Origin of the sequence: Streptomyces diastatochromogenes (assembly GCF_002242805.1) — a bacterium.
In the GTDB taxonomy this organism is placed as follows: domain Bacteria; phylum Actinomycetota; class Actinomycetes; order Streptomycetales; family Streptomycetaceae; genus Streptomyces; species Streptomyces diastatochromogenes.
Map to the genome: position 1 here is coordinate 34504 of NZ_MCGQ01000008.1, position 21762 is coordinate 56265.

Below are 21762 nucleotides of genomic sequence, written 5' to 3' on the forward strand. Positions count from 1 at the left end.
CCGGCTCGTCAGTTGTTCCAGGTCTCGTCGTACGGATCGTGCGGGGTCGGTACCGGCTTCGCCGAGGTGACCTTCAGGTACGGGATCGGGCCGTTGTTGACGGGGTCGTGGGTCAGCTTCGGCGTGTAGCTGCCCGTGACCTCGAGCCAGGCGTCCGGTTGCAGGACCGGCGGCAGCTTGCCGGTGAGGGCGATCTTCACCGGCTGGGCGTCCGCCGCACAGCAGTTGAGGGCCATGCGCACGAGGTAGGGCGCGCCGGAGTGGTCCAGGGCCAGGAAGCCGGTGACGCGGACCGGGCGGCCGTGCAGGGAGCGGCCGTGGTCGTAGGCCGCTCGGGACGCGTAGTCGACCACGCTGAGCGGGACCGGGTCACCGGCGGGCAACCTGCCGTAGCCGTACGGCTGTTGCAGTGCGGTGCCGGTGCGCAGGGCGCTGTACGACCCCAGGGCCGGCGGGGCGATGAGGATGAGGGAGAGCAGGGGGAGCACGAGGAGCCAGGAGATCCGGGGCTCCGGGTGGGCATGGCCGGCGTGGGCGGTGGCCTTCGCCGCCTTGTTCCGCTTGCGCTCGTACCACGCCGTCGCCAGGGCCGCCGCGATGAGGACCGCGCCCGAGGCCAGCAGCAGCGGCTGCAGGCCCGCCTTGACGTAGCGCAGGTAGAGGTCGGTGGCGCCCGCGTGCAGGAGGGCGGCGCCCAGCAGGAACATCACTGCCGCTTGGGCCTGGCGGTTCACAGCAGCACCGTCCCGGTCACCACGGCCCCCACGACGGCCAGCGCGAACGTGGCGGGGGCGAAGCGCAGTGCGAAGGTGCGGCCGAAGGTGCCCGCCTGCATCGCGAAGAGCTTGAGGTCGATCATCGGGCCCACCACCAGGAACACCAGCTTGGCCGTCAGGGAGAACTGGGTGAGGGAGGCCGCGACGAACGCGTCCGCCTCCGAGCAGATGGACAGGAGTACGGCCAGGACGGCGAGGGCGAGGACGGAGAAGGCGGGGTTGTCGGCCGCCGTGCGCAGCCAGGTCGCCGGGGTCGCCGCCTTCAGCGTGGCCGCGGCCATCGCGCCCAGGACCAGGAAGCCGCCCGCGTGCACGGTGTCGTGCCGGACCGAGTTCCAGAACGCCTCGCCCTTGGTCGCGCCCTCGTGCGCGCCGTGGGCCGGCGGACGCAGCCAGTCCGTGCGGCCCAGCCGCTGCCACAGCCAGCCCATCGCGCAGGCCACCAGGAGGCTGGCCAGGAACCGGGCCAGGACCATCTCCGGGTTGCGCGGGAAGGCGACGGCCGTGGCGGTCAGGACGATCGGGTTGATCGCGGGGGCCGAGAGGAGGAAGGCCAGGGCGGCGGCCGGGGTCACGCCCCGGCGAACCAGCGCGCCCGCCACGGGCACGGACGCGCACTCGCAGCCCGGAAGCACCGCGCCCGCCAGCCCGGCCACCGGTACGGCCAGCGCGGGCCGGCTCGGGAGGGCGCGGGCGAAGAAGGAGGGGGGCACGAAGACCGCGAGGGCCGCCGAGAGCAGGACCCCGAGGACCAGGAAGGGCAGCGCCTGGACCGTCACGGCCACGAACACCGTCATCCAGCTCTGCATCAGCGGGGTGCCGAGGGCCCCGCGGATCGGGGACTGGGCGAGCACCGCCAGCAGCAGGGTCATGGTGAGGATCAGCGGGGAGCTGAGACGCCGGTCGCCCTCCTGGCCCTCCCGGCCCGGGCGTTCACCGGACGGGTGCGCCGGGTCCCGCTCGGCGGCGCCGCGCGGGGCGTCTTCGGTGATGGCCACGGGCGCGTACCTCCGGCTGTGCTCTGCCTGTCCCTCCCCATCAATACGCGATCGTGAGCACGGGTGTTCACTTCGTTGCTGGAACCACCCGTCTCCTTGAGGCAGTCTTTTCCCTCGTGGCGAGCGTTCCGTATCAAGGTGGGTCCGGTGCCCCGGCGGCACACATGGTGGTGTGCGGTGACGACGGGCTCGCGCACCGGCTGGCCGCCGAGTTGCGCGGAGTCCACGGCGAACAGGTCACCCTCGTGGTGCCGCCGAACGAGCGCTCGGCACGACCGCCGGTCGTCGGGCGGGCCCGGGCCGCCTCGGCCGCGCTGCTCGACCGGGTGGTCAGCGCCGCCGTCGGACTGGGCGGTGGCAATGCAGGCAACGGCGGCAACGGCACGGCCGGGAGCGCCGGCAGTGCCCATCGGGCGGACGGCGAGCCGGTGTTGGAGGCCGTCGAGCTGACGGAGGCCGTGCTCGCCGAGGCCGGTGTGGAGCGGGCCGCCGCGCTGGCGCTGGTCCATGACGACGACGAGATCAACATCCGGGCCGCGCTGACCGCCCGCCGGCTCAACCCGCGCCTGCGGCTGGTCCTGCGGCTGTACAACCGCAGGTTGGGCCAGCACATCGAGGAACTCCTCGACCAGACCGCCGCGTTGGCGGCCGGCGTGGGGGCGGCCGAGGCCGCGGAGGCGTCCACGACCGTGCTGTCCGACGCCGACACCGCCGCGCCCGCGCTGGCCGCGGCCGCCGTCGCCGGCACCACCAAGGTCGTACAGACCGACAGTCTGCTGCTGCGGGCCGTGGAGCGGGTGCCGTCCGGGGACGGGCGGATCGCCGATCCGGGGCTGTGCACCCTGGCGCTGCTCTCGGCGCCCGCCACGGATCCCGCCGGGGCGGACGGGTCCGACGGCGCCAGGGAGCAGGAACCCGTGCTGCTGCCGGACGACGAGGAGGTACGGCGGGCTGCCGGGCGGGCCGCCGTGGTGCTGGAGCAGGTGTCCTCCTTCGGTGGGCCCGAGGCGGCCACGGCCCGGCGCGGGGTGGGGGTCGTACCGCCGCTCGCCTCCCTCTTCTCACGGCGGCTGCGGTGGTCGCTGGCCGGGCTCGTGGGGTGCGTGGTCGCGCTCGCCGTCGCGCTGTCGGTGGTCACCGGGATCCATCCGCTGAGCGCCTTCTATCTGACGCTGCTGGACCTGTTCGCGATCGACGATCCGGCGATCGGGGCGCCGCTGGGGCGGCAGATCCTCCAACTCCTGTCCGGTCTCGTCGGGTTGCTGCTGCTGCCGGTGCTGCTGGCGGCGGTGCTGGAGGCGCTGGGCACCTTCCGGAGCGCGTCCGGGCTGCGGAAGCCGCCGCGCGGGCTCGGCGGGCATGTGGTGCTGCTGGGGCTCGGGAAGATCGGTACGCGGGTGCTGACCCGGCTGCGGGAGCTGCACATTCCCGTGGTGTGCGTGGAGTCCGACCCGGAGGCGCGGGGGCTCGCGACCGCCCGGCGGCTGCGGGTGCCGGTGGTGCTGGGCGATGTCACGCAGGAGGGGGTGCTGGAGGCCGCGAAGATCCACCGTGCGCATGCGCTGCTCTCGGTGACCAGCGCGGACACGACGAACCTGGAGGCGGTGCTGTACGCGCGGTCCGTGCGGCCGGATCTGCGGGTGGTGCTGCGGCTGTACGACGACGACTTCGCGACCGCCGTGTACCGGACGCTGCGGGCCGCCCATCCGCAGGCCTCCACGCGGAGCCGGAGTGTTTCGCACCTCGCCGCCCCCGCGTTCGCGGGAGCCATGCTGGGGCGGCAGGTGCTGGGGGCGATTCCCGTGGAGCGGCGCGTGTTGCTGTTCGCCGCGGTCGAGGTGGCCGGGCATCCGGTGCTGGAGGGGCGGAGCGTGGCGGAGGCGTTCCGGGCGGGGGCGTTCCGGGTGCTGGCGCTGGAGGGCCGCGCCGAGGTTCCCGGCGACTACGTGCTGCGCAAGGGGGACCGGGTGGTGGTCGCCGCCACCCGCCGAGGGCTGGCCGAGCTGGGCTGACCAGGGGTCCTGCGGGTCGCGCGGGTCGCCGCAGGCCCTCGGAGCGGCCGGACGGGTGGATCCGGGGCCTGGTTGGCCCAGTCCGCTTGGCGCGGCGCCTTGACTCCGCCGTTGGCTGGTAGGGCCGCTTCGACCGAACGCGCTTCGCGCGGACTTCACGGGCGGCCCACCCGACCGAGGAGGAGTCCTCAATGACGAGGATGCGCATGTACCGTCCGACGACCCTGGGTGCCGCGGCAGCTCTCGGCCTGAGCCTGGCCGTGCTGCCGCTCGCCCCGGCGCACGCGGTGACCTTCGTGCCCTGCGGGAACGTCACCGCTCTCCGGAACGCGATCACCCAGTCCAACACGACCGACGAGGACATCACGCTGGCGCCGTTCTGCACGTACACCGTCGCGACCAGCGTGGGGGCGAGCAACGGCTTGCCGGCCGTCACGGGCTCCTACAGCATCAACGGCTACAACACCACCATCGCCCGCTCCACGGCGTCGGGCACGCCCGCCTTCCGGCTCTTCACGGTCGAGTCCGGCGGCGATCTGACCCTGAACTCGCTCAGCGTCCGCTTCGGGAACGTGCCCGGCGACTCGGGCGGCGGCGTCCTGGTCACCGGTGGCGGCAGCACCCTCACGGTGAACAACGGCAGTGTCCGGGACAACAAGGCCGGGTTCGGCGGTGGCATCCGCCTGCGGACCGGCGCCTCCGCCACCCTGAACAACGCCCTGGTCAGCGGGAACACGGCGACTGGCGGCGGCGGTGGCATCAGCCACGCCGGTGGCACGCTGACCGTCAACTACTCCCGGATCCAGAGCAACACGGCCGGCGGCGAGGGCGGCGGCCTCCGTACCGAAGCGCCGGCCGTCGCGACCCTGTCGGTCAGCCAGGTGACCGGCAACACCGCGAACGGCACGCTCCAGGGCGGCGGCATCTACGAAGGCACCGGCAGCACGGTCTCCGTCGTCTACACCAACGTCTCCGGCAACACACCCAACAACTGCCGCCCGGTGGGAGCCGTACCTGGCTGCGTGAACTGACCGCCCGCACCCTCCGGTGGGCGTCCCGCACCCGCGCGACGCCCGCCGGCTCAGGCCCCTGCCGGCCACGTGCCTTTCCGGCTCACGCCCCCGCCAGATGCCTCCCCGCGAACTCCATCTCCAGTCTCAGCTGCTTGATCCGCTCGTCCACCACCAGTGAGCCGTGCCCGGCGTCGTAGCGGTACACCTCGTGGATCGCGCCGCGGGCCTCCAGGCGCTTGACGTAGTTGTCGATCTGGCGGATGGGGCAGCGGGGGTCGTTCACGCCCGCGGAGATGTAGACCGGGGCCTTGACCTGGTCGACGTAGGTGAGCGGGGAGGACGCCTCGAAGCGTTCGGGGACCTCCTCCGGGGTGCCGCCCAGCAGGGTGCGGTCCATGGCCTTCAGGGCCTCCATCTCGTCGTGGTAGGCGGTGACGTAGTCCGCGACCGGCACGACCGCGATGCCCACCGCCCACGCCTCCGGCTGGGTGCCGACGCCGAGGAGGGTGAGGTAGCCGCCCCAGGAGCCGCCGGTGAGGACCAGGCGCTCGGGGTCGGCGAGGCCGGTGCCGACCGCCCACGCGCGGACGGCGGCCACGTCCTCCAGCTCGATCAGGCCGACCCGGTGCTTCAGGGCGTCCGTCCAGGCGCGGCCGTACCCCGTGGAGCCGCGGTAGTTGACGCGGATCACCGCGTAGCCCCGGTCCACCCAGGCGGCCGGGCCCGCGGCGAAGGAGTCGCTGTCGTGCCAGGTGGGGCCGCCGTGCAGGTCGAAGACCGTGGGCAGGGGGCCGGTGGCACCGGCCGGCTTCTGGATCAGGGCGTGGATGCGGCCGCCGGGGCCGTCCACCCACGCGTCCTCGACCGCCACGGACGGCGGGCACTTCATGCCGGGCGGGTCCAGGACCACCTCACCGGTGGTGGAGCGGACCGCCGGCGGCTCGGCGGCGGACGACCACAGGTACTCCACGCTGCCGTCGGGGCGGGCGGTCGCCCCGGACACCGTGCCGGGCGGGGTGGGGATGCGGGTCAGAGCGCGTGAGGCCAACTCGTAGTGGAACAGCTCGCTGCGGGCCTCGAAGCTGTGGGCGATGAGCAGGGCGCTGCCGTCCGGGTACCACTCGGCGGCGACGTCGCCGGGCAGGTCGAGGGAGAGGTCGCTCTCCACGCCCGTCCCCACGTCCCACACCAGCGGTTCCCAGCGGCCCCGGCGCTGGTGGCCGATGAGAAGGCGGGTGTCGCCCTCCACCGGTGCGAAGCCGAGGACCTCCAGGCCCAGCTCCTCGGTGCCGCCCTTGGTGTCGTCCAGCTCGGCGACCGTCGTGCCGTCCGGGCGCAGCACCCGCAGGGCCGCGTGCATGGCGTCGCCGTGCTCGGTGTGCTCGATCGCGATCAGCGAGCCGTCGTGGGAGAGGTCGCCGACGCCCGCCGACTCGCGGTGCCGGTAGATCTCGACCGGGTCCGCGCCCTCGCGCGCGAGGTGGATGGTCGTGCCGTCCTCGTCCGTCGAGCGGCCGACCACCGCCGTACGGCCGTCGCGGGCCAGACCCAGGCCGGCCGGGTAGGAGGCCTCCAGGCCGGGCACAGCGGTCTCGTCGGCCCCGCCGCCGAAGGGCTGGCGGCGCCAGATGCCGAACTCGTCGCCGTCCTTGTCGTCGAACCACCAGATCCACGCGCCGTCCGGGGAGAGCACGCCGTCCGTCGTGCCGTTCGGCCGGTCCGTCGCCTGCCGCTGCCCGCCCGTCGCCCGGTCCCAGGCGTACAGCTCGTACGTGCCCGTCGCGTTCGACACGAACAGGGAGCGGTCCGGCGCGTCCTCGGCCCAGTCGGGCAGCGAGACCCGCGGCGCCCGGAAGCGCTTCTCCCAGTCCGGCATGTCCGGTGTGTCCGGCGTCCTGCTCTCACTCATGGCCCCAGTCATGCGCCCATACTGCCTGGCCCCACCCACAATGCGCTGCCGGGTGTACCCAGCCTGTGGATAACTCCGGCCGACCGCAGGCCGGGGGTCCGCCGAAGGGGGCTCTGAGGCCTTCCGGGTGGTAGCCGGGCCGGGCGCGGTGCGCGCGCGGGCGCGCACAGGTGAGGCGCTGGCAGGGTGTCCGTTCTGTCAGGAAATCTCACTGAGAAGGTGTCGCGTGACGACTGTGTCGAGGTGCAGTGCAGGGGCGGAGGGACTGGTGTCCCTGATGCGGGCGGCCTGGCCGACGGCTCGTCGGCGGGCGCGGGTGCTGGCGGGCATGACCGGAGTGATGCTGTCCGCCGCCATGGTCATGGCTCCCTCGGCTCACGCCCAAGGGCTCTTCGACCCGGCCGTGAACTACGGCGCCGGCGACGGGCCGTTCTCGGTGGCGGTGGGCGACTTCAACGGCGACGGCAACCGCGACCTCGCCGTCGCCAACGCCGGCAGTGACAACGTGTCGGTGCTGCTGGGCACCGGTGGCGGCAGCTTCGCCACGGCGGTGAACTACAACGTCGGCGACGGCCCGGCGACCGTGGTGGTGGGCAACTTCACCGCCGACAGCGTGCCCGACCTCGCCACCACGAACTTCAACGACGACAACGTGTCGGTGCTGCCCGGCAACGGTGACGGCACCTTCGGCGCGCGGTTGAACTCCGCCGCCGGCGATGCGCCCCAAGGGATGGCGGTGGGTGACTTCAACAGCGACAGCCTCCCCGACCTCGCCGTCACCAACGTTTCCGGCGGTGTGTCGGTGCTGCTGAGCAACGGTGACGGCACCTTCGCCGGGCCGGTGAGCTACCTCGTCGGCTCCGCCCCGATCTCGGTGGCTGTGGGCAACTTCAACGGCGACGGCCGCCCCGACCTCGCCGTCGCGAACCAGAGCAGCGACAACGTGTCCGTGCTGCTGAACAACGGCACCGGCACCTTCGGCACGGCGGTGAACTACGGCGTCGGCGACGCCCCGAATTCGGTGGCGGTCGGCGACTTCAACAACGACGGCCGCCCCGACCTCGCCGTCGCGAACATCGGCACTGACAACGTGTCGGTGCTGTTCGGCAACGTTGGCGGCACCTTCGGCACAGCGGTGAACTACATGGCCGGCGACGCCGCCACAGCGGTGGCGGTGGGTGACTTCAACAGCGACGGCAGCCCCGACCTCGCCGTCACGAACGAGAACGACGACAACGTGTCGGTGCTGCTGAACAACGGTTCCGGCATCTTCGCCGCGCCCGACAACTACGGCGTCGACAACGCCCCCAAGTCGGTGGCGACGGGTGACTTCAACGGCGACGGCCGCCCCGACCTCGCCGTCGCGAACCTGATCAGCGACAACGTGTCCGTGCTGCTGGCCACGGCCCCGCCGCCACCGGCCAGCTGCGCCACCGCCACGCCCACGATCACCGGCACGACCGGCAACGACAACATCACCGGTACCGCGGCCAACGACGTGATCTTCGCCCTCGCCGGGAACGACACCGTCAACGGCGCCGGTGGCAACGACCTCATCTGCGGCGCCGCGGGCAACGACAAGCTCAGTGGCAACGCCGGCAACGACCGCATCGAAGGCGGCACCGGCAACGACACCATCAACGGTGACGACAACAACGACACTCTGATCGGCAACGACGGCAACGACACCATCAACGGCGGCAACGGCGACGACACCCTTCAGGGCAACAACGGCAACGACCGCCTCGACGGAGGAGCCGGGACCAACACCAACGACGGCGGCGCAGGCCACAACACCTGCACCAACCCTCCCGCCGGTGCCGGTTGCCCCTGAGGTGAGGTGAGGACTCCGCGGTGGAGGGCCGTGGCCGGACCCCCGGCCCCGGCCCTCCACCGCGGCCCCGTACCGTTAAAGCGTGTACCGGTTTCTGCTGACACCCCGCTGGTGGGGCATCAACGTCTTCGTGCTGCTCGCCATCCCGTTCTGCGTCTTCATGGGGTCGTGGCAGCTGAGCCGGTTCGAGGGGCGGGTGCAGGACCACCGCGCCGCGACCGAGCAGGCCGCCTCCGACCAGCACGAGTCGGCCCGTCCGCTGGCCCGGATGCTGCCCGTCGACAAGAGCACCTCGGGACGGCGGGTCACCGCGAGCGGCCGGTACGGCAAGCAGTTGCTCGTGCCGGGCCGGGAGCTGGACGGCAAGCAGGGCTTCTACGTGCTGACGCTGCTGCGCACCGACTCCGGCAAGGCGCTGCCCGTGGTGCGCGGCTGGCTGCCCGGCAAGGCGGACCCCGCCAAGGCTCCCGCCCCGCCCGCCGGCGAGGTCACCGTCACCGGCGCGCTGCAGGCCTCCGAGACCCCGGGGGACAACGGGGTCAGCGCCCAGGGCGGTCTGCCCGCCGGGCAGACCGCGGCGATCAGCGCGGCCTCGCTGGTGAACCTGGTGCCGGACAGGCTGTACGACGCCTGGGTCACCCTCGACCGGGCGGACGCGGGAATGAAGGCCGTGCCCGCGAGCGCGCCGGCCGGTACCGGTCTCGACCTGAAGGCGTTCCAGAACCTCGGCTACACCGGGGAGTGGTTCGTCTTCGCGGGCTTCGTGGTCTTCATGTGGTTCCGGCTGCTGCGCCGCGAGGTGGAGTTCCACCGGGACGCGGCGCTTGGCCTGGTGCCGGAGCAGGAGCAGGAGATCCCGTCCGCTCCGAGCACCGTCTGAGGCCTGTGGCCTACTGCCCCGCCAGCACCCCGGTGTAGTACACCGTCCCCGCACACGCGTTGGGCACGGTCGCCTGGACCGAGGGGGAGCCTCCCTGCCCGGTGTGGGTGACGAGGACGCTGCCGTCGGCCGTCCCGCCGTCCTCGGTGACGAGCTGGGTGGTGGTGCCGGAGGACGTGGTGCCGGTGTCCGTGCCGCCCGTGGCGCCGGCGTCCTGGGTGGGCGTCGGGTCCGGCGAGGGGTCGCTGCCGCCGTCCGTGCCGCCTGTGGTGGTGGAGCCACCGGTGGTGGGGCAGGTCTCGGAGGGCACGAAGGCGAACCTCTCCTCGTAGGCCGCACCCGGCTGCAGGACCAGCGCCGCGACCTCCAGGGAGGGATCGGGCAGGGTGGCCGCCGCGTCCCCGGCCACATGCCGGGCGCTGAGGACCTTGGCGGGGTCCGCGGCTCCCTGTGCCGCGACGCCGACCGTGCCCGGGCCGCCGACGGTACAGCTGGCGGTGGAGATGTTGGTGACGCGGAAGGTGCCGTAGACGACACCCGTGGTGTCGGGGGCGTCGACGGTCTGGGTGGCGGAGCCGAGCTGGGCCGCCGTGCACACCGGGGCGCCCGCGGCCAGGGTCGAGGACGGGTCGGCGCCGCCGGTCGAACCGGTGCCGTTGCCGCCGGTCTTGCCCGGCTCGGTGCCCTTGCTGGTGTCCTTGCCGGGCCCGGGGGTCTTGCCGTGCGAGCCGCCGACGCTGCTGGAGCCGCCGTCGGGGTTCTTCCCCTGGGTGGCGCCGCCCTGGGCCTGGGAGGTCTGCCCGGCCATGGCGGTGTTGGGGTCGGTGCCGCCGGAGTTCGAGACGTGGATGAGCGCGGGGACCGCGGTGCCGATGAACAGGGCGGCGGCCGCCATGCCGACGGCGGCCTGGCGCTTGCGGGCGCGCCGGGCGGGCACCGCGCGGCGCAGGTGGTCCAGCGTGCCGGTGCGCGGTTCGAGGTCGTCGACCGCGGAGTGCAGCAGTCGGCGCAGGTCCAGCTCGTCCGAGTCGAGCCCGCTCTGGCCGAGCCCCTCGGGGCCCTTTTCGTCGGGGCCGTGGTTCACAGTTCCGTTCCCAGCGTGCGATTGCGTGTGGTCTTGCTCGTGCTTCGTCGGTTCGTGCCAGGCGTAGGGCTCATGGCGTCCATGGGAGTGGCCTTCGTGGGAATGGCCGTCATGGGTGTCGCCCCCTTCGGCGTGCTCGCTCATGCTGGTGCCTCCATGGCCACCCGCAGCGCGGCGATGCCCCGCGAGCCGTACGCCTTCACCGAGCCCAGCGAGATGCCGAGCGCCTCGGCGACCTGGGCCTCGGTCATGTCCGCGAAGTAGCGCAGGACGAGGACCTCGCGCTGGCGGCGCTGCAGGCCCTTCATCGCCTTGATGAGGTCGCGCCGCTCCAGCGAGTCGTAGGCGCCCTCCTCCGCGCTCGCCATGTCCGGCATCGGCTTGGAGAGGAGCTTCAGGCCGAGGATGCGCCGACGCAGTGTGGAGCGGGAGAGGTTGACGACCGTCTGGCGCAGGTAGGCGAGGGTCTTCTCGGGGTCGCGGACGCGCTTGCGGGCCGAGTGGACGCGGATGAAGGCTTCCTGGACGACGTCCTCGCAGGAGGCGGTGTCGTCGAGGAGGAGCGCGGCGAGGCCGAGCAGCGAGCGGTAGTGCGCCCGGTAGGTCTCGGTGAGATGGTCGACGGTCGTACCGGCGACCTCGGTGTCCGCCGTGGCGGCGGTGACCGCGGTGTCGTCGGAGCCGTCGCGCTGACTGGGTATGCGGGCGGGCCGCGCTGCGGGCATGGGCGCGATCACCGGCATGCCGCCGGGAATGCGCGGCCGGAGTGCCGCGCGGGGCGGCCGGAGCGCCGCGGTGCCGCGGGCCGCACTGAGTTCGAGTACCTCTGCCACGCCTGTTGGACACGTCTCCCCCCGCCAGGGTTGTACGTGCCGGGCGTCACATGTCCGACAACCGACGGTGCCTGAACTGCCGCCATGCGTCCCGCTCTTCCCTTATATCCCATTTGAACGGGCGTCCCCACGCCCCGATCACGGCGTCCCCACGCCAGGATCCTCACGTCCCACGCCCCGCAAGGGTGACCGCAAAGACGCTCCCCGCCCCTCGCGTGGTTGCGAGGAACGGGGAGGAAAATCCTCTGTCGCCGTGGAGCGCGGTTCAAGTGGTTTGGACCATGCTCCCGGCCACATTTCTTACTTGGATCCTACAAACATTTTATCCGCGGGTGGATACCTCGCCCCTGAATTCCGCGGCGACCAGCTCGGCGATCTGCGCGGTGTTGAGCGCGGCGCCCTTGCGCAGGTTGTCGCCGCAGACGAAGAGTTCGAGCGCGGTCGGGTCGTCCAGGGCCCGCCGTACCCGCCCGACCCAGGTCGGATCGGTGCCCACCACGTCGGCGGGGGTGGGGAACTCACCGGCGGCGGGGTCGTCGCAGAGCACGACGCCGGGCGCGGTGGCGAGGATCTCGCGGGCGCCGTCGACGGTCACCTCGCCCTGGAAGCGGGCGTGGACGGTGAGCGAGTGCGTGGTGATCACCGGCACCCGGACACAGGTCACGGCGACCGGCAGCTTCGGCAGTCCGAGGATCTTGCGGGACTCGTCCCGCACCTTCATCTCCTCCGACGACCAGCCGTCCTCCCGCAGCGACCCGGCCCACGGGACGACGTTCAGCACGACCGGCTCCGGGAAGGGCCCGGTGTCGTCCCCGACGGCCCGCCGTACGTCACCGGGCTTGGTCCCCAGCTCGGTCCCGGCGACCAGGGACAGCTGGGCCCGCAGCGTCTCGACGCCGGCCCGGCCCGCCCCGCTCACCGCCTGGTACGACGACACCACCAGCTCGCGCAGCCCGAACTCGGCGTGCAGCGCGCCCAGGGCGACGATCATCGACAGGGTCGTGCAGTTGGGGTTGGCGACGATCCCGCGCGGCCGGCTGCGCACCGCGTGCGGATTGACCTCGGGTACGACGAGGGGCACGTCCGGGTCCATCCGGAAGGCGCCCGAGTTGTCGACGACGACCGCACCGCGCGCGGCGGCGATCGGCGCCCACTCGGCGGAGACCTCGTCGGGCACGTCGAACATGGCGATGTCGACGCCGTCGAAGGCGTCCTCCGTCAGGGCCACGACCTCGACCTCCTCCCCGCGCACGGCCAGCTTGCGGCCGGCCGAGCGCCGGGAGGCGATCAGACGGATCTCGCCCCAGACGTCCGCGCGCTGGGACAGGATCTGGAGCATGACCGCGCCGACGGCTCCGGTCGCTCCCACGACCGCGAGCGTCGGCTTGCCCGTCATCGGCCGGTGCCTCCGTAGACGACGGCCTCGTCGGTGTCGGAGTCGAGCCCGAAGGCGGTGTGCACGGCGCGCACGGCCTCCGGCACGTCGTCGGCACGGGTGACGACCGAGATGCGGATCTCGGAGGTCGAGATCAGCTCGATGTTCACGCCCGCGTTGCTCAGCGCCTCGAAGAAGGAGGCGGTGACGCCCGGGTTGGTCTTCATGCCGGCGCCGACGAGGGAGATCTTGCCGATCTGGTCGTCGTAGCGCAGCGAGTCGAAGCCGATGCCGTGCTTGTTCCGCTCCAGCGCGTCGATGGCCTTGCGGCCCTCGGTCTTCGGCAGCGTGAAGGAGATGTCGGTCAGCCCCGTGGAGGCCGCCGACACGTTCTGCACGACCATGTCGATGTTGATCTCGGCATCGGCGATGGTCCGGAAGATCGCGGCGGCCTCACCCGGCTTGTCCGGCACGCCGACGACCGTGATCTTGGCCTCGGAGGTGTCGTGCGCGACACCGGAGATGATGGCCTGCTCCACCTTGATGTCCCCAATCGGCTCACTGCTGACCCACGTGCCCTGCAGTCCGCTGAAGCTGGACCGGACGTGGATCGGGATGTTGTAGCGGCGGGCGTACTCCACACAGCGGTGGAGCAGCACCTTGGAGCCAGAGGCCGCGAGCTCCAGCATGTCCTCGAAGGAGATCCAGTCGATCTTCTTCGCCTTCTTCACCACACGCGGGTCGGCGGTGAACACGCCGTCGACGTCGGTGTAGATCTCGCAGACCTCGGCGTCGAGCGCGGCGGCCAGCGCCACGGCCGTGGTGTCGGAGCCACCGCGCCCCAGCGTGGTGATGTCCTTCTTGTCCTGGCTGACGCCCTGGAACCCGGCGACGATCGCGATGTTGCCCTTGTCCAGGGACTCGCGGATCCGGCCCGGCGTGACGTCGATGATCCGGGCTTTGTTGTGGACCGAGTCGGTGATGACGCCTGCCTGGCTGCCGGTGAACGACTGCGCCTCGTGGCCCAGGTTTTTGATCGCCATGGCCAGCAGGGCCATGGAGATCCGCTCTCCGGCGGTCAGCAGCATGTCGAACTCCCGGCCGGCAGGCATCGGCGAAACCTGCTCGGCGAGATCGATCAGCTCGTCCGTCGTGTCGCCCATCGCGGAAACGACGACAACCACCTGGTTGCCGTTCTTCTTCGCTTCCACGATCCGCTTGGCGACGCGCTTGATGCCTTCGGCATCGGCTACGGAGGAACCTCCGTACTTCTGCACGACAAGGCCCACGTGCGCTCCTCGCTCGGTTCGTTTGTGTCGGCTCAGTCTAACGAGCGTCCGAAATCCACCCCCCTGCTCCCGCATGGTGAGACATCGGGCGATGGGAGGTCGACGCGCTCGCGACCGGAACCTGCCCAGCGCACGGCACGGCACGCGAAACGTGCCCCGGCTCACAGTGGATCCTGTGAATTAAGTTTCAAGCACTAGGGTGCGGGGCGTGCGCGTACTTCTGGTGGAAGACGACGAACCGGTGGCCGAGTCGCTGCGGCGCGGCCTGAAGCGGTACGGCTTCGAGGTGGAGTGGGTGACCACGGGCGCGGCCGCACTGGCCCACTCGGGCCCCTACGACGTCGTACTCCTCGATCTCGGGCTCCCCGACACCGACGGCCTGGACGTGTGCAAGGCACTGCGGGCCCGCGGGGACGTGCCGATCATCGTGATCAGCGCGCGCAGCGACGAGACGGACCGGGTGGTCGGGCTGGAGCTGGGGGCCGACGACTACGTCTCCAAGCCCTTCGGGGTCCGCGAGGTCATCGCCCGCATACGGGCGGTGATGCGCCGCGTCCAGCCCCGCACGGAGGCCGCGGCCGGACCCGACCGCTACGGCCCCCGCCTCACGGTCGACCGCAAGGCGGCCCGCGTCCACCTGGACGGCGTGGAGGTCGCCGTGGCTCCCAAGGAGTACGACCTGCTCTCCTTCCTCACCGAGGAGCCGGGCGCGCTGATGTCGCGGGAGCAGATCATGGAGGCGGTCTGGGACGCGAACTGGTTCGGCCCGACCAAGACCCTGGACGTGCATGTGGCCGCCCTGCGCCGGAAACTCGCCGGGGCGATCACGATCGAGGCGGTACGCGGGGTGGGCTTCCGGCTGCTCGTGCATGAGGACTCCGGCGGCTCGGCGTGATCCGCCAGCTCGTCTGGAGCTACATCCTGCTGGTGGCGGTCGCGATCGGCCTGTTCACCGTGCCGGTGGCGTTCACGCTCACCGCGCAACTGCGGGGCGACACCGAGCAGTCCGTGCGGCGCGAGGCGACCACCATGGCGCTGCTGCTGGCCAACGGCGACCCGGCCTCCTGCCGCGCCCTGGCCGAGCTGGGCCGGGCGTACGCCGAAGAGATGCACGACGAGGTCCAGGCCACGTCGACGGCGGCCTGCACCACCCCGCACCCCCGCCCCCGCCCCCGGCAGGACACGGCCCTGACGCATGCGCTGGTCAACGGCAGGTCCACCACCGACTGGGGCTCGAACTTCATCTGGGGCCCCCGGCTGGTGGTCACGGTCCCGGCGAAGGACGGCGACCGGGTGGTGGGCGCCGTACGCATCGTCTACTCCACCGGCAGCCTCACCCACAGGCTGTGGATCATCTGGGGCTTCCGGGCGACGCTGGCCGTCGCCGTCCTGGCCGTGGCGGCCCTGATCGGCGCGATCGTGGCCCGCCGCCTCACCCGCCCCCTGCGCCAGCTCAACGACATGGCGAGCAGGTTCAGCGACGGCGACCTCACGGCCCGCTCCCCGGTCACCGGCCCGCCGGAGACACAGACCCTGGCCCGCACCCTCAACCAGGGCGCCGAACGCCTGGACACGCTGGTGGCGTCCCAGCGCATCTTCGTCGCGGACGCCTCCCACCAACTCCGCACCCCCCTCACGGCACTCCGCCTGTCCCTGGACAACATCGCCGACGGTGTGGACGACGAATTCGTCCGGGAGGACGTGGAGCAGGCGACGGCCGAGGTGGTCCGGATGAGCCGCCTGGTCAACGGCCTGCTGGTGCTGGCCCGCGCCGAGGCGAAGGTCACGGCGGCCGAACCGCTCCCCCTCGGGGACATCGTGCGCGAACGCCTCTCGGTGTGGAGACCGGCCGCCGACGAGCGCGGAGTCCACATCGCGCTCAGGGGGAGTGCCGACGGCCGGCCGACTGTGCTGGCCAGCCCGGGTCATCTGGACCAGGTACTGGACAACGTGCTCTCGAACGCCCTGGAGGTCTCACCCGACAGCGGCACGATCACGGTGCGGGTGGAGTCCGGCCCCGACGAGGTGACCCTCTCCGTCCTGGACGAGGGCCCCGGCATGACCGACGCCGAGAAGTCCCGCGCCTTCGACCGCTTCTGGCGCGGCCAGGGCCTGACCGGGCGCTCGGGTTCAGGCCTGGGCCTGGCCGTCGTACGACAACTCGTGACGGACGACGGCGGCACGGTGACCCTGCGGGACGCCCAGGGCGGCGGCCTGTGCGTGTCGATCACCCTTCGGGCATCACCGAGGAGTGGTGGTTGACGATGAGCCACTGCCCGCCGCGCTTCTCGTACTCGTAGCTGTAACGGGCCTCCACGACCCGCTTCTTGCCGGTCTTGGGGTCGGTCAGGGTGAACTGATAGATCCCGGTGTCGATGGCGGAGTTCCGGTCGAGCACGTTCACGATCGTCCGGACCTTCTTGCCCACCGGCTTGTTCGCCAGGAAGTGCTCGAAGTAGTCGACGATCTGGGCGTGGTCGGTACGGATCTTGTTGGAAACAGTGGGCAGCAGAACGGCATCGTCGGCGTACAGCTTCGCCACCTTCTCCGGGTCGCCGGTCTGCAGCGCGGCGTTCCACCGGTCGAAGAGCGAGGCGACCTGGGCCTTGCTGGGCTTCGCCTCGGGCCGCGGCCCGGCCGCGCTGACACCGGCGGTGACGGAAGCGGCGGTGACCAGGGCGGCGCCGGTGACGACGGCGGCACGTATACGGGTCTTACTGCTCTTGCTGTTCATCGCTGACTCCAGTGCGAGGTCGCCTTGTTCGAGGTGCCTCCAGCCTCGCTTCGCACCGGTTAGGACCCGTCCAGCGGACGTACAGCGGACGTCCAGCACTTCGCCAATCTCTCAGCCGACGACCCTTCTCCCCTTCACCAGACCGACCCCCGCCCCGACCGACACGACACCCATCCCGACAGCGGTCGCCACCCCCTGCGCCCCGTCGACCACAAAAGGCGCGGCAACAGCGACGACGGCATTGAAAAGAAACAGAAACCACAGAACGGGCTTGGAATTGAGCAGCGACTTCATTAATTTCCCTCGTTTCACGTCTCGTTGATCTCGCAGATCTCGCTGACCTGACGAGATCAACGATCCCGGCTCACGAATCTCGAAACGAGGGAGCGCACTCCCGGAACAGGGGTGTAGGCGGCTACACCGCTACTCGGCGAACGGGGTGAAGTGGGCCGGCGGATGGTCGATCGGGAGGTCAGGGCGCCAGGCGGTGAGGATCTGGGCGCTGCATTCGAAGAGGTTCGGTGGCAGCGCGTCCAGGGGCCACCAACGCCAGTCGCCGACGCTTTCGTCCGGCTGGTCGGCCGGTTCGCCGCGCCAGGCGGTGACCAGCGCGCCGAAGGTAATCCGGACGACCCCGTCGACCTGGTCGACCAGCGTCCCCAGGAGCCGAACATCGGACGGATCGGCCAACAGCCCGGTCTCCTCGGCGAGTTCGCGGACCACGGTCTCCTCCAGCGACTCACCCGGCTCCACGGTCCCGCCGGGCAACTCGGTCGTCCCCCGCCGGTGCCGGCCCAGCAGCAGGCCACGGGGTCCGAGCAGTACGGCGCCGACCCCGGCGGCCGCGTGGGCCACCGGCGGCTTGGCGGTGCGCGGACGGGCGGTGACACGGGCGGGCCGACGAACCTGGAAGAGCCGGTAGGACGCGTGGTTGCCCTCCTCCGGAGCGTCGAGGACGGCGACGTCCTCCACCCGCAGCCCGTACTGCACGAGCAGGTCCTCCCAGAGTTCCGGGGTGAGCACCCACATCTGCCCGGTCAGCTCTCCGCCACCGGCCAGCCGCAGGATCTCGGGCCGGGGGGCAACGGCCGAATCAGGGCCGCTGCCCTGGGAGTTGGTGTGCAGCACGGTGAAGCACAGCCGGCCCCCCGGCTTGAGGGCCGCGGCCAGGGCGGGCAGCAGCCGGTGGGGGTCGAGGAAGTGGAGGGTGCTGAGTGAGTAGATGACGTCGTACGGCGCCGCCGTGCGCAGGTGCTCGACGCCGTCCGCGTGGACCAGCCGGAGTCCGGGCAGATCCGGGTAGCGGGCGCGGGCCCGCTCGAGCTGGCTGGCCGAGGCGTCGACCGCGTCGAGCAACGCCCCGTAGGTGCGCACGAGATGTGCGGCATGCCGGGCCGGACCGCAGCCGAGGTCCAGCACACGCCGTCCCGCCAGATCCCCGAGCACCTCGTCTCCCGGCCCGGTTCCTCCGGGGCCCCAGTCGATCCCGTCCAGCTCGGGCAGGGGTGTGCCGCGCCGGATGTGATGAGTCCCGTAGGAGTGCCAGATCCCGGCGTTGATCTCTTCGGCGTTGATCTCTTCGGCGTTCACCGCCCGAAGCTACCCCGCCTCATCCACGCACAGCCCCGACTCACGAAGTGCCGTCTCCAGCAGCGCCCCGGCTGCCCAGCGCATGGTCTCCTTCGCCTCCTCGGGGTCGAGGCCGCTGGCGTCGCGGGTGGTGATGAGGGCCTCGACGCCGTAGACGAGCATGAGCGCCATGGTCAGGCGGCGGTGTTCGGCGGGTGGGAGGGTGTCGGCGAGGGGTTCCAGGGCGGTGCGGGTCAGGTCCAGGCGGGTGCGGTTGCGGATGGGGATCTCGTCGCCCTGCTCGCCGCCCTTCTGGGCCTGCTGGAACCAGCGCTCCATCGAGGCCCGCAGCAGTGCCCGCCACATGGCCTCGTCCCCGAACTGCATGTCCGCGACCCGGGAGACGAGCGTGTCGAGCCGCTGCGCCGGGTCGGACGGCAGGTCGGCCAGGACATCCGGGGTGCGCAGCAGGGTCTGGGCCTCCTGCAGCAGTTCGGGCGGGCTGGAGAAGTACCGGTACGCCGTGGCCGTGGACACCTGTGCCGCCTCCGCGGCGTCGGCGATGGTGACCGTCCGCCCCTCGCGGAGCAGCGTGACGGCGGCGTCGATGAGGGCGCGCCGGGTGCGCAGCTTCTGATTCCGCCGCCCGTCACCCACACCTCGCGCGCCTTCTCTCACGCCCTCCGTGCTCCGCGCGCCCCCGCCACTCATGAGAGTCTCCTCTTGTCGTGAGAATTCCTTCTCATTACGATACCAATGTCTCACTACGGGGGCCGCGGCTCGTCCGGGCGCGCGGCGCGAGAAGAGAGGGGACTCCATGTCCTCCACGACCACACCCGCGGAATTGGAAGCTCTGATCCAGGCGCACATGGCCGCCGAAGAGCGCGGGGACCCGGAGGGATCGGTCGCCGTCTACACCGACGACATCGAGCACGACGTCGTGGGCGACCCCGGCGGCCCGAAGCACGGCATCCCGGCGGCGCTGGAGTTCTACCGCCAGCTGTGCAAGGACTTCCGCAGCGAGAAGGAGGAGCGGACCCACACCTACTACTCCGACGACGCCGTCACCATCGAGAACGTGATGACGGGCACGGTCCCGGGCTCGTTCCTCGGAATCCCCGGCAACGGCCGCCGCATCACCTTCCGCATCCTGCACGTCTTCGAGTTCCGGGAGGGAAAGATCTCCCGCGAGAACGTGTGGCTGGACGGCGCCTCGGTCATCGCCCAACTGACGGCTCCCGCCTAGGCGGCAGCCGCGGAAGACCGGACACCGAGCCTCAGTCGACGTACTCCTTCAGCGGCTCGGTGTCCAAGGTGATGTTCACCGGGTCGGGGAGCTTGACGGAGGCACCGAACGGCAGCTTCTCCTCATGCAGGTAGCGACCGTCCTTCGGCTGATTGAAGACCACGACGGAGCACTCGTCACGGTCGATGAGCAGGTAGACGGGGATGCCGGCGGCCGCGTAGCCGTCGAGCTTCTCGACTCGGTCGCGCTGGTTGGTGTCGGAGTCGTACGAAGTGATCTCCACCGCCATGAGCACACCTTCGGCCGCCGACCACTCCCCCCGCCCCTTGAGGCTGCCCTTGGGCACCAGTACTGCGTCCGCGCGAGCGCGACCCTTGCGGTAGGCCTCGGTCCTGAGCCCCCTCTCGGGGTGGAGACGCAGGTCCGGGCGCAGTTGCATGCACCGTTCCAGGAGCCACATGTAGATCTCACTGTGGTTGCCGTCCGGCACGGGCTTGACCTGGACCTTCCCATTGATGAACTCCAGCCGCACGGTCTCCGGGGCATGACGTTCCAGCTGCTCGAACTCCTCGACTGACATCTGCGGCTGCTGCTCGGTCCTGGGGGTCATGGCGTCGCCTCCTCGACTCCATGGTGCCCTGACCGGCACGTCCTGCACGCTCATACGCCCTCCCAGAGCGCCTTGCCTGCGGGGCTGCCCAAGCCGCCCGCCGCACGGACGCGCGCGGCCCAGCGGTGCACCTCCACGGCGCTGGGAACCGGCCCGGCCAGAAACGTCTCCGGCACCGGAGGGATCGGCTCCCCCTCGGGCGTGTCCAGCCCGAGCTCCACCCGGCACTCCCGGCACACGCCCCCGACGATCTCCACGGTCCGCTCGTCCGCGTCACAGGTGACACAGGCTCGGACCACCCGGTCGACACGGCCGCGGAGGGGGGCTTTCTGCTGGCGCACCTTGGCCTTCTTCGGTGGCATCTTCTTCTCCAGTCGTGTGCGGGCGAGTCCGCCCGGGTTGGACACGGCGGAGGGGAGTCCGCCGGTGAGGGCGCGGGTGATGTCCTCGGGTGTCGAGCCGCGAGACAGCCACTCCGCGGCGAGGGCTTCGAGAGACCGGCAGTCGTGTTCGGACAGCGGCATACGGCGGTCCGTGTCGACGAGTTCCGCGAGCGTGCGGTAGGCCGTGCTGGGCTGCGGCTCGTCGGCCGGTGCTTGAGCGGGCTCGGCGGGATCGGCCTCCGGGGCGGCTTCCTCAGCCTCCTCGACCCGGGCCAGTCCCGACTGATAGCCGTCGGTCACGGTCCTGCCGTTGCGGGCCCGCGCGAACTCTTCCCACCAGGCCACCGACCTGGGCGTACGCGACCAGTACGTCCGTGTCACCCACCGCATCGAGTTGTCCTCGAGGGTGATGTGCTCCCGGATCCAGTGCAGGTGCCCGGCAATGCTCAGACGCCCCATCGAAACGCGTGTCGCCTGCTGGCCGTAGCGCGGGTGCTCGGCAGCGATCGCCTTGTAGCCCACCGCGTGGCCGACTTGGAGGTGGTCGATGAAAAGGGCGATGTCGCGGTCGCGGTCGCCGAGATGTGCGAAGTCCGGGTCCGCGTGCGGATCTTCGTCACCTGCCGAGCGCTTTCCGTACCCCGTTTTGGCCATGGGGTGGTCCGCAGACGGCAGGGCAGGGCTAGGGTGGAAGCAAGCCACGATCGAGCCTCATTCGATCCGTAGGTCCAGGCCCCGGAGCCGGTGTTGGCGCACCGACCGGGGCCGATCTATTTGCCGCGAACCTAGAGTGCCTTTACGTTCCGGCGCAAGCCGATCACAGAACGTCACTCTTTAGAGGTAGCGCCCACTCAACTCACCTACAGGCTTGGTTGGTTGGATTGGTTTTCCACCCATTCCAGACCCCAGGAGAAGGGCTCGAAGCCCGAGGCTCAAGCCCCGGGATCACCTCTTCCCTCGCATCGCCCGAAGCACCTCGGCCACGGCTTCGAGAATGTGTGCACGGTGTCGCGACTCGGCCCCTTGCAGCGCCGACCGGACGACGAACACCGCCGCGCAGGCGACGATCAGCAGGGCCAGCACGCTGCCGCCTGCTGCGACAAGAACCGGGTCCATTGCGACTCCTTCGGAACATCGTGTGAAGACGTCGGTGATGGTGCCGAGTTCTGTCCGAGCAGCGGCTCCGCGATCTGCTTGTTCTCGAGTTGCTTCGCAGA

General features: G+C 71.2%; 21 protein-coding genes. 7 read left to right on the forward strand and 14 right to left on the reverse strand.

Annotated features, from left to right (window positions below; all coding sequences use genetic code 11):
• Positions 1–8: 8 nt before the first annotated feature.
• Positions 9–734: a TIGR03943 family putative permease subunit gene (locus tag BEK98_RS08440; RefSeq protein ID WP_094215786.1), complete on the reverse strand. Its 726-nt coding sequence runs from the start codon at positions 732–734 to the stop codon at positions 9–11.
• Complete coding sequence (locus BEK98_RS08445) at positions 731–1774, reverse strand: permease (protein ID WP_341868958.1); 1044 nt, start codon at positions 1772–1774, stop codon at positions 731–733. Before BEK98_RS08445 ends, BEK98_RS08440 begins: the two co-directional genes overlap by 4 nt.
• 164 nt (positions 1775–1938) lie before the next feature.
• Between BEK98_RS08445 and BEK98_RS08450 the strand changes: the two genes are divergently transcribed.
• Both BEK98_RS08450 and BEK98_RS08455 read left to right on the forward strand, forming a co-directional pair.
• Positions 1939–3786, forward strand: coding sequence for an NAD-binding protein (locus tag BEK98_RS08450; RefSeq protein WP_094215787.1), 1848 nt, complete (start codon positions 1939–1941; stop codon positions 3784–3786).
• A 191-nt stretch (positions 3787–3977) separates the two neighbouring features.
• Positions 3978–4817: a hypothetical protein gene (locus BEK98_RS08455; protein WP_143684088.1), complete on the forward strand. Its 840-nt coding sequence runs from the start codon at positions 3978–3980 to the stop codon at positions 4815–4817.
• Positions 4818–4899: 82 nt separating this feature from the next.
• On the opposite strand, the gene BEK98_RS08460 is transcribed toward BEK98_RS08455, so the two are convergent.
• Positions 4900–6708 (reverse strand): S9 family peptidase, encoded by a 1809-nt coding sequence (locus tag BEK98_RS08460; protein WP_094215789.1) that lies wholly within the window; start codon positions 6706–6708, stop codon positions 4900–4902.
• 277 nt (positions 6709–6985) lie between these two features.
• Here BEK98_RS08460 and BEK98_RS08465 point away from each other — a divergent pair, with 277 nt between their 5' ends.
• Together BEK98_RS08465 and BEK98_RS08470 are read left to right on the forward strand one after the other, a co-directional pair.
• On the forward strand, positions 6986–8542 hold the full coding sequence (locus BEK98_RS08465) for an FG-GAP-like repeat-containing protein (protein ID WP_244201812.1): 1557 nt from the start codon (positions 6986–6988) through the stop codon (positions 8540–8542).
• An 82-nt stretch (positions 8543–8624) separates the two neighbouring features.
• The gene (locus BEK98_RS08470; RefSeq protein ID WP_094215790.1) at positions 8625–9422 is read left to right on the forward strand and encodes an SURF1 family protein; all 798 of its coding nucleotides are present in this window, start codon (positions 8625–8627) and stop codon (positions 9420–9422) included.
• 10 nt (positions 9423–9432) lie between these two features.
• Here BEK98_RS08470 and BEK98_RS08475 read toward each other — a convergent pair whose 3' ends face one another.
• The 4 genes from BEK98_RS08475 to BEK98_RS08490 form a co-directional block, all read right to left on the reverse strand.
• A complete protein-coding gene (locus BEK98_RS08475; protein WP_094215791.1) occupies positions 9433–10506 on the reverse strand; it encodes a hypothetical protein in 1074 nt (357 codons plus the stop codon).
• A 140-nt stretch (positions 10507–10646) separates the two neighbouring features.
• Positions 10647–11339 (reverse strand): SigE family RNA polymerase sigma factor, encoded by a 693-nt coding sequence (locus BEK98_RS08480; protein WP_094215792.1) that lies wholly within the window; start codon positions 11337–11339, stop codon positions 10647–10649.
• Positions 11340–11661: 322 nt separating this feature from the next.
• Positions 11662–12735, reverse strand: a complete 1074-nt coding sequence (locus BEK98_RS08485) for an aspartate-semialdehyde dehydrogenase (RefSeq protein ID WP_094215793.1) — start codon at positions 12733–12735, stop codon at positions 11662–11664.
• Positions 12732–14003 (reverse strand): aspartate kinase, encoded by a 1272-nt coding sequence (locus BEK98_RS08490; protein WP_094215794.1) that lies wholly within the window; start codon positions 14001–14003, stop codon positions 12732–12734. Before BEK98_RS08490 ends, BEK98_RS08485 begins: the two co-directional genes overlap by 4 nt.
• A 208-nt stretch (positions 14004–14211) precedes the next feature.
• On the opposite strand from BEK98_RS08490, the gene BEK98_RS08500 reads away from it, so the two are divergent.
• Both BEK98_RS08500 and BEK98_RS08505 read left to right on the forward strand, forming a co-directional pair.
• Entirely contained in the window at positions 14212–14898 is a 687-nt protein-coding gene (locus BEK98_RS08500) for a response regulator transcription factor (protein WP_094215992.1), read from the forward strand.
• Positions 14895–16265 (forward strand): HAMP domain-containing sensor histidine kinase, encoded by a 1371-nt coding sequence (locus BEK98_RS08505; protein WP_094215796.1) that lies wholly within the window; start codon positions 14895–14897, stop codon positions 16263–16265. Before BEK98_RS08500 ends, BEK98_RS08505 begins: the two co-directional genes overlap by 4 nt.
• Here BEK98_RS08505 and BEK98_RS08510 read toward each other — a convergent pair.
• The 4 genes from BEK98_RS08510 to BEK98_RS08525 all read right to left on the reverse strand — a co-directional run bounded on the left by BEK98_RS08510 (position 16231) and on the right by BEK98_RS08525 (position 18963).
• Positions 16231–16737, reverse strand: a complete 507-nt coding sequence (locus tag BEK98_RS08510) for an SgcJ/EcaC family oxidoreductase (RefSeq protein ID WP_094215797.1) — start codon at positions 16735–16737, stop codon at positions 16231–16233. The genes BEK98_RS08505 and BEK98_RS08510 overlap by 35 nt on opposite strands.
• Positions 16738–16848: 111 nt before the next feature.
• Entirely contained in the window at positions 16849–17031 is a 183-nt protein-coding gene (locus BEK98_RS08515) for a hypothetical protein (protein ID WP_094215798.1), read from the reverse strand.
• A gap of 129 nt (positions 17032–17160) precedes the next feature.
• Positions 17161–18327, reverse strand: coding sequence for a bifunctional class I SAM-dependent methyltransferase/NUDIX hydrolase (locus tag BEK98_RS08520; RefSeq protein WP_244201794.1), 1167 nt, complete (start codon positions 18325–18327; stop codon positions 17161–17163).
• A gap of 9 nt (positions 18328–18336) precedes the next feature.
• A complete protein-coding gene (locus BEK98_RS08525) occupies positions 18337–18963 on the reverse strand; it encodes a TetR/AcrR family transcriptional regulator (protein WP_094215799.1) in 627 nt (208 codons plus the stop codon).
• Positions 18964–19123: 160 nt separating this feature from the next.
• Here BEK98_RS08525 and BEK98_RS08530 point away from each other — a divergent pair, with 160 nt between their 5' ends.
• On the forward strand, positions 19124–19552 hold the full coding sequence (locus BEK98_RS08530) for a nuclear transport factor 2 family protein (RefSeq protein ID WP_094215800.1): 429 nt from the start codon (positions 19124–19126) through the stop codon (positions 19550–19552).
• A gap of 31 nt (positions 19553–19583) precedes the next feature.
• Here the strand turns inward: BEK98_RS08530 and BEK98_RS08535 are convergent, their stop codons facing one another.
• The 3 genes from BEK98_RS08535 to BEK98_RS48900 all read right to left on the reverse strand — a co-directional run bounded on the left by BEK98_RS08535 (position 19584) and on the right by BEK98_RS48900 (position 21661).
• Positions 19584–20162, reverse strand: coding sequence for a Uma2 family endonuclease (locus BEK98_RS08535; RefSeq protein WP_094215801.1), 579 nt, complete (start codon positions 20160–20162; stop codon positions 19584–19586).
• Positions 20163–20212: 50 nt separating this feature from the next.
• Positions 20213–21199 (reverse strand): hypothetical protein, encoded by a 987-nt coding sequence (locus tag BEK98_RS08540; protein WP_208643054.1) that lies wholly within the window; start codon positions 21197–21199, stop codon positions 20213–20215.
• A 291-nt stretch (positions 21200–21490) separates the two neighbouring features.
• The gene (locus BEK98_RS48900) at positions 21491–21661 is read right to left on the reverse strand and encodes a hypothetical protein (RefSeq protein WP_167444110.1); all 171 of its coding nucleotides are present in this window, start codon (positions 21659–21661) and stop codon (positions 21491–21493) included.
• Between the last annotated feature and the right edge of the window lie 101 nt (positions 21662–21762).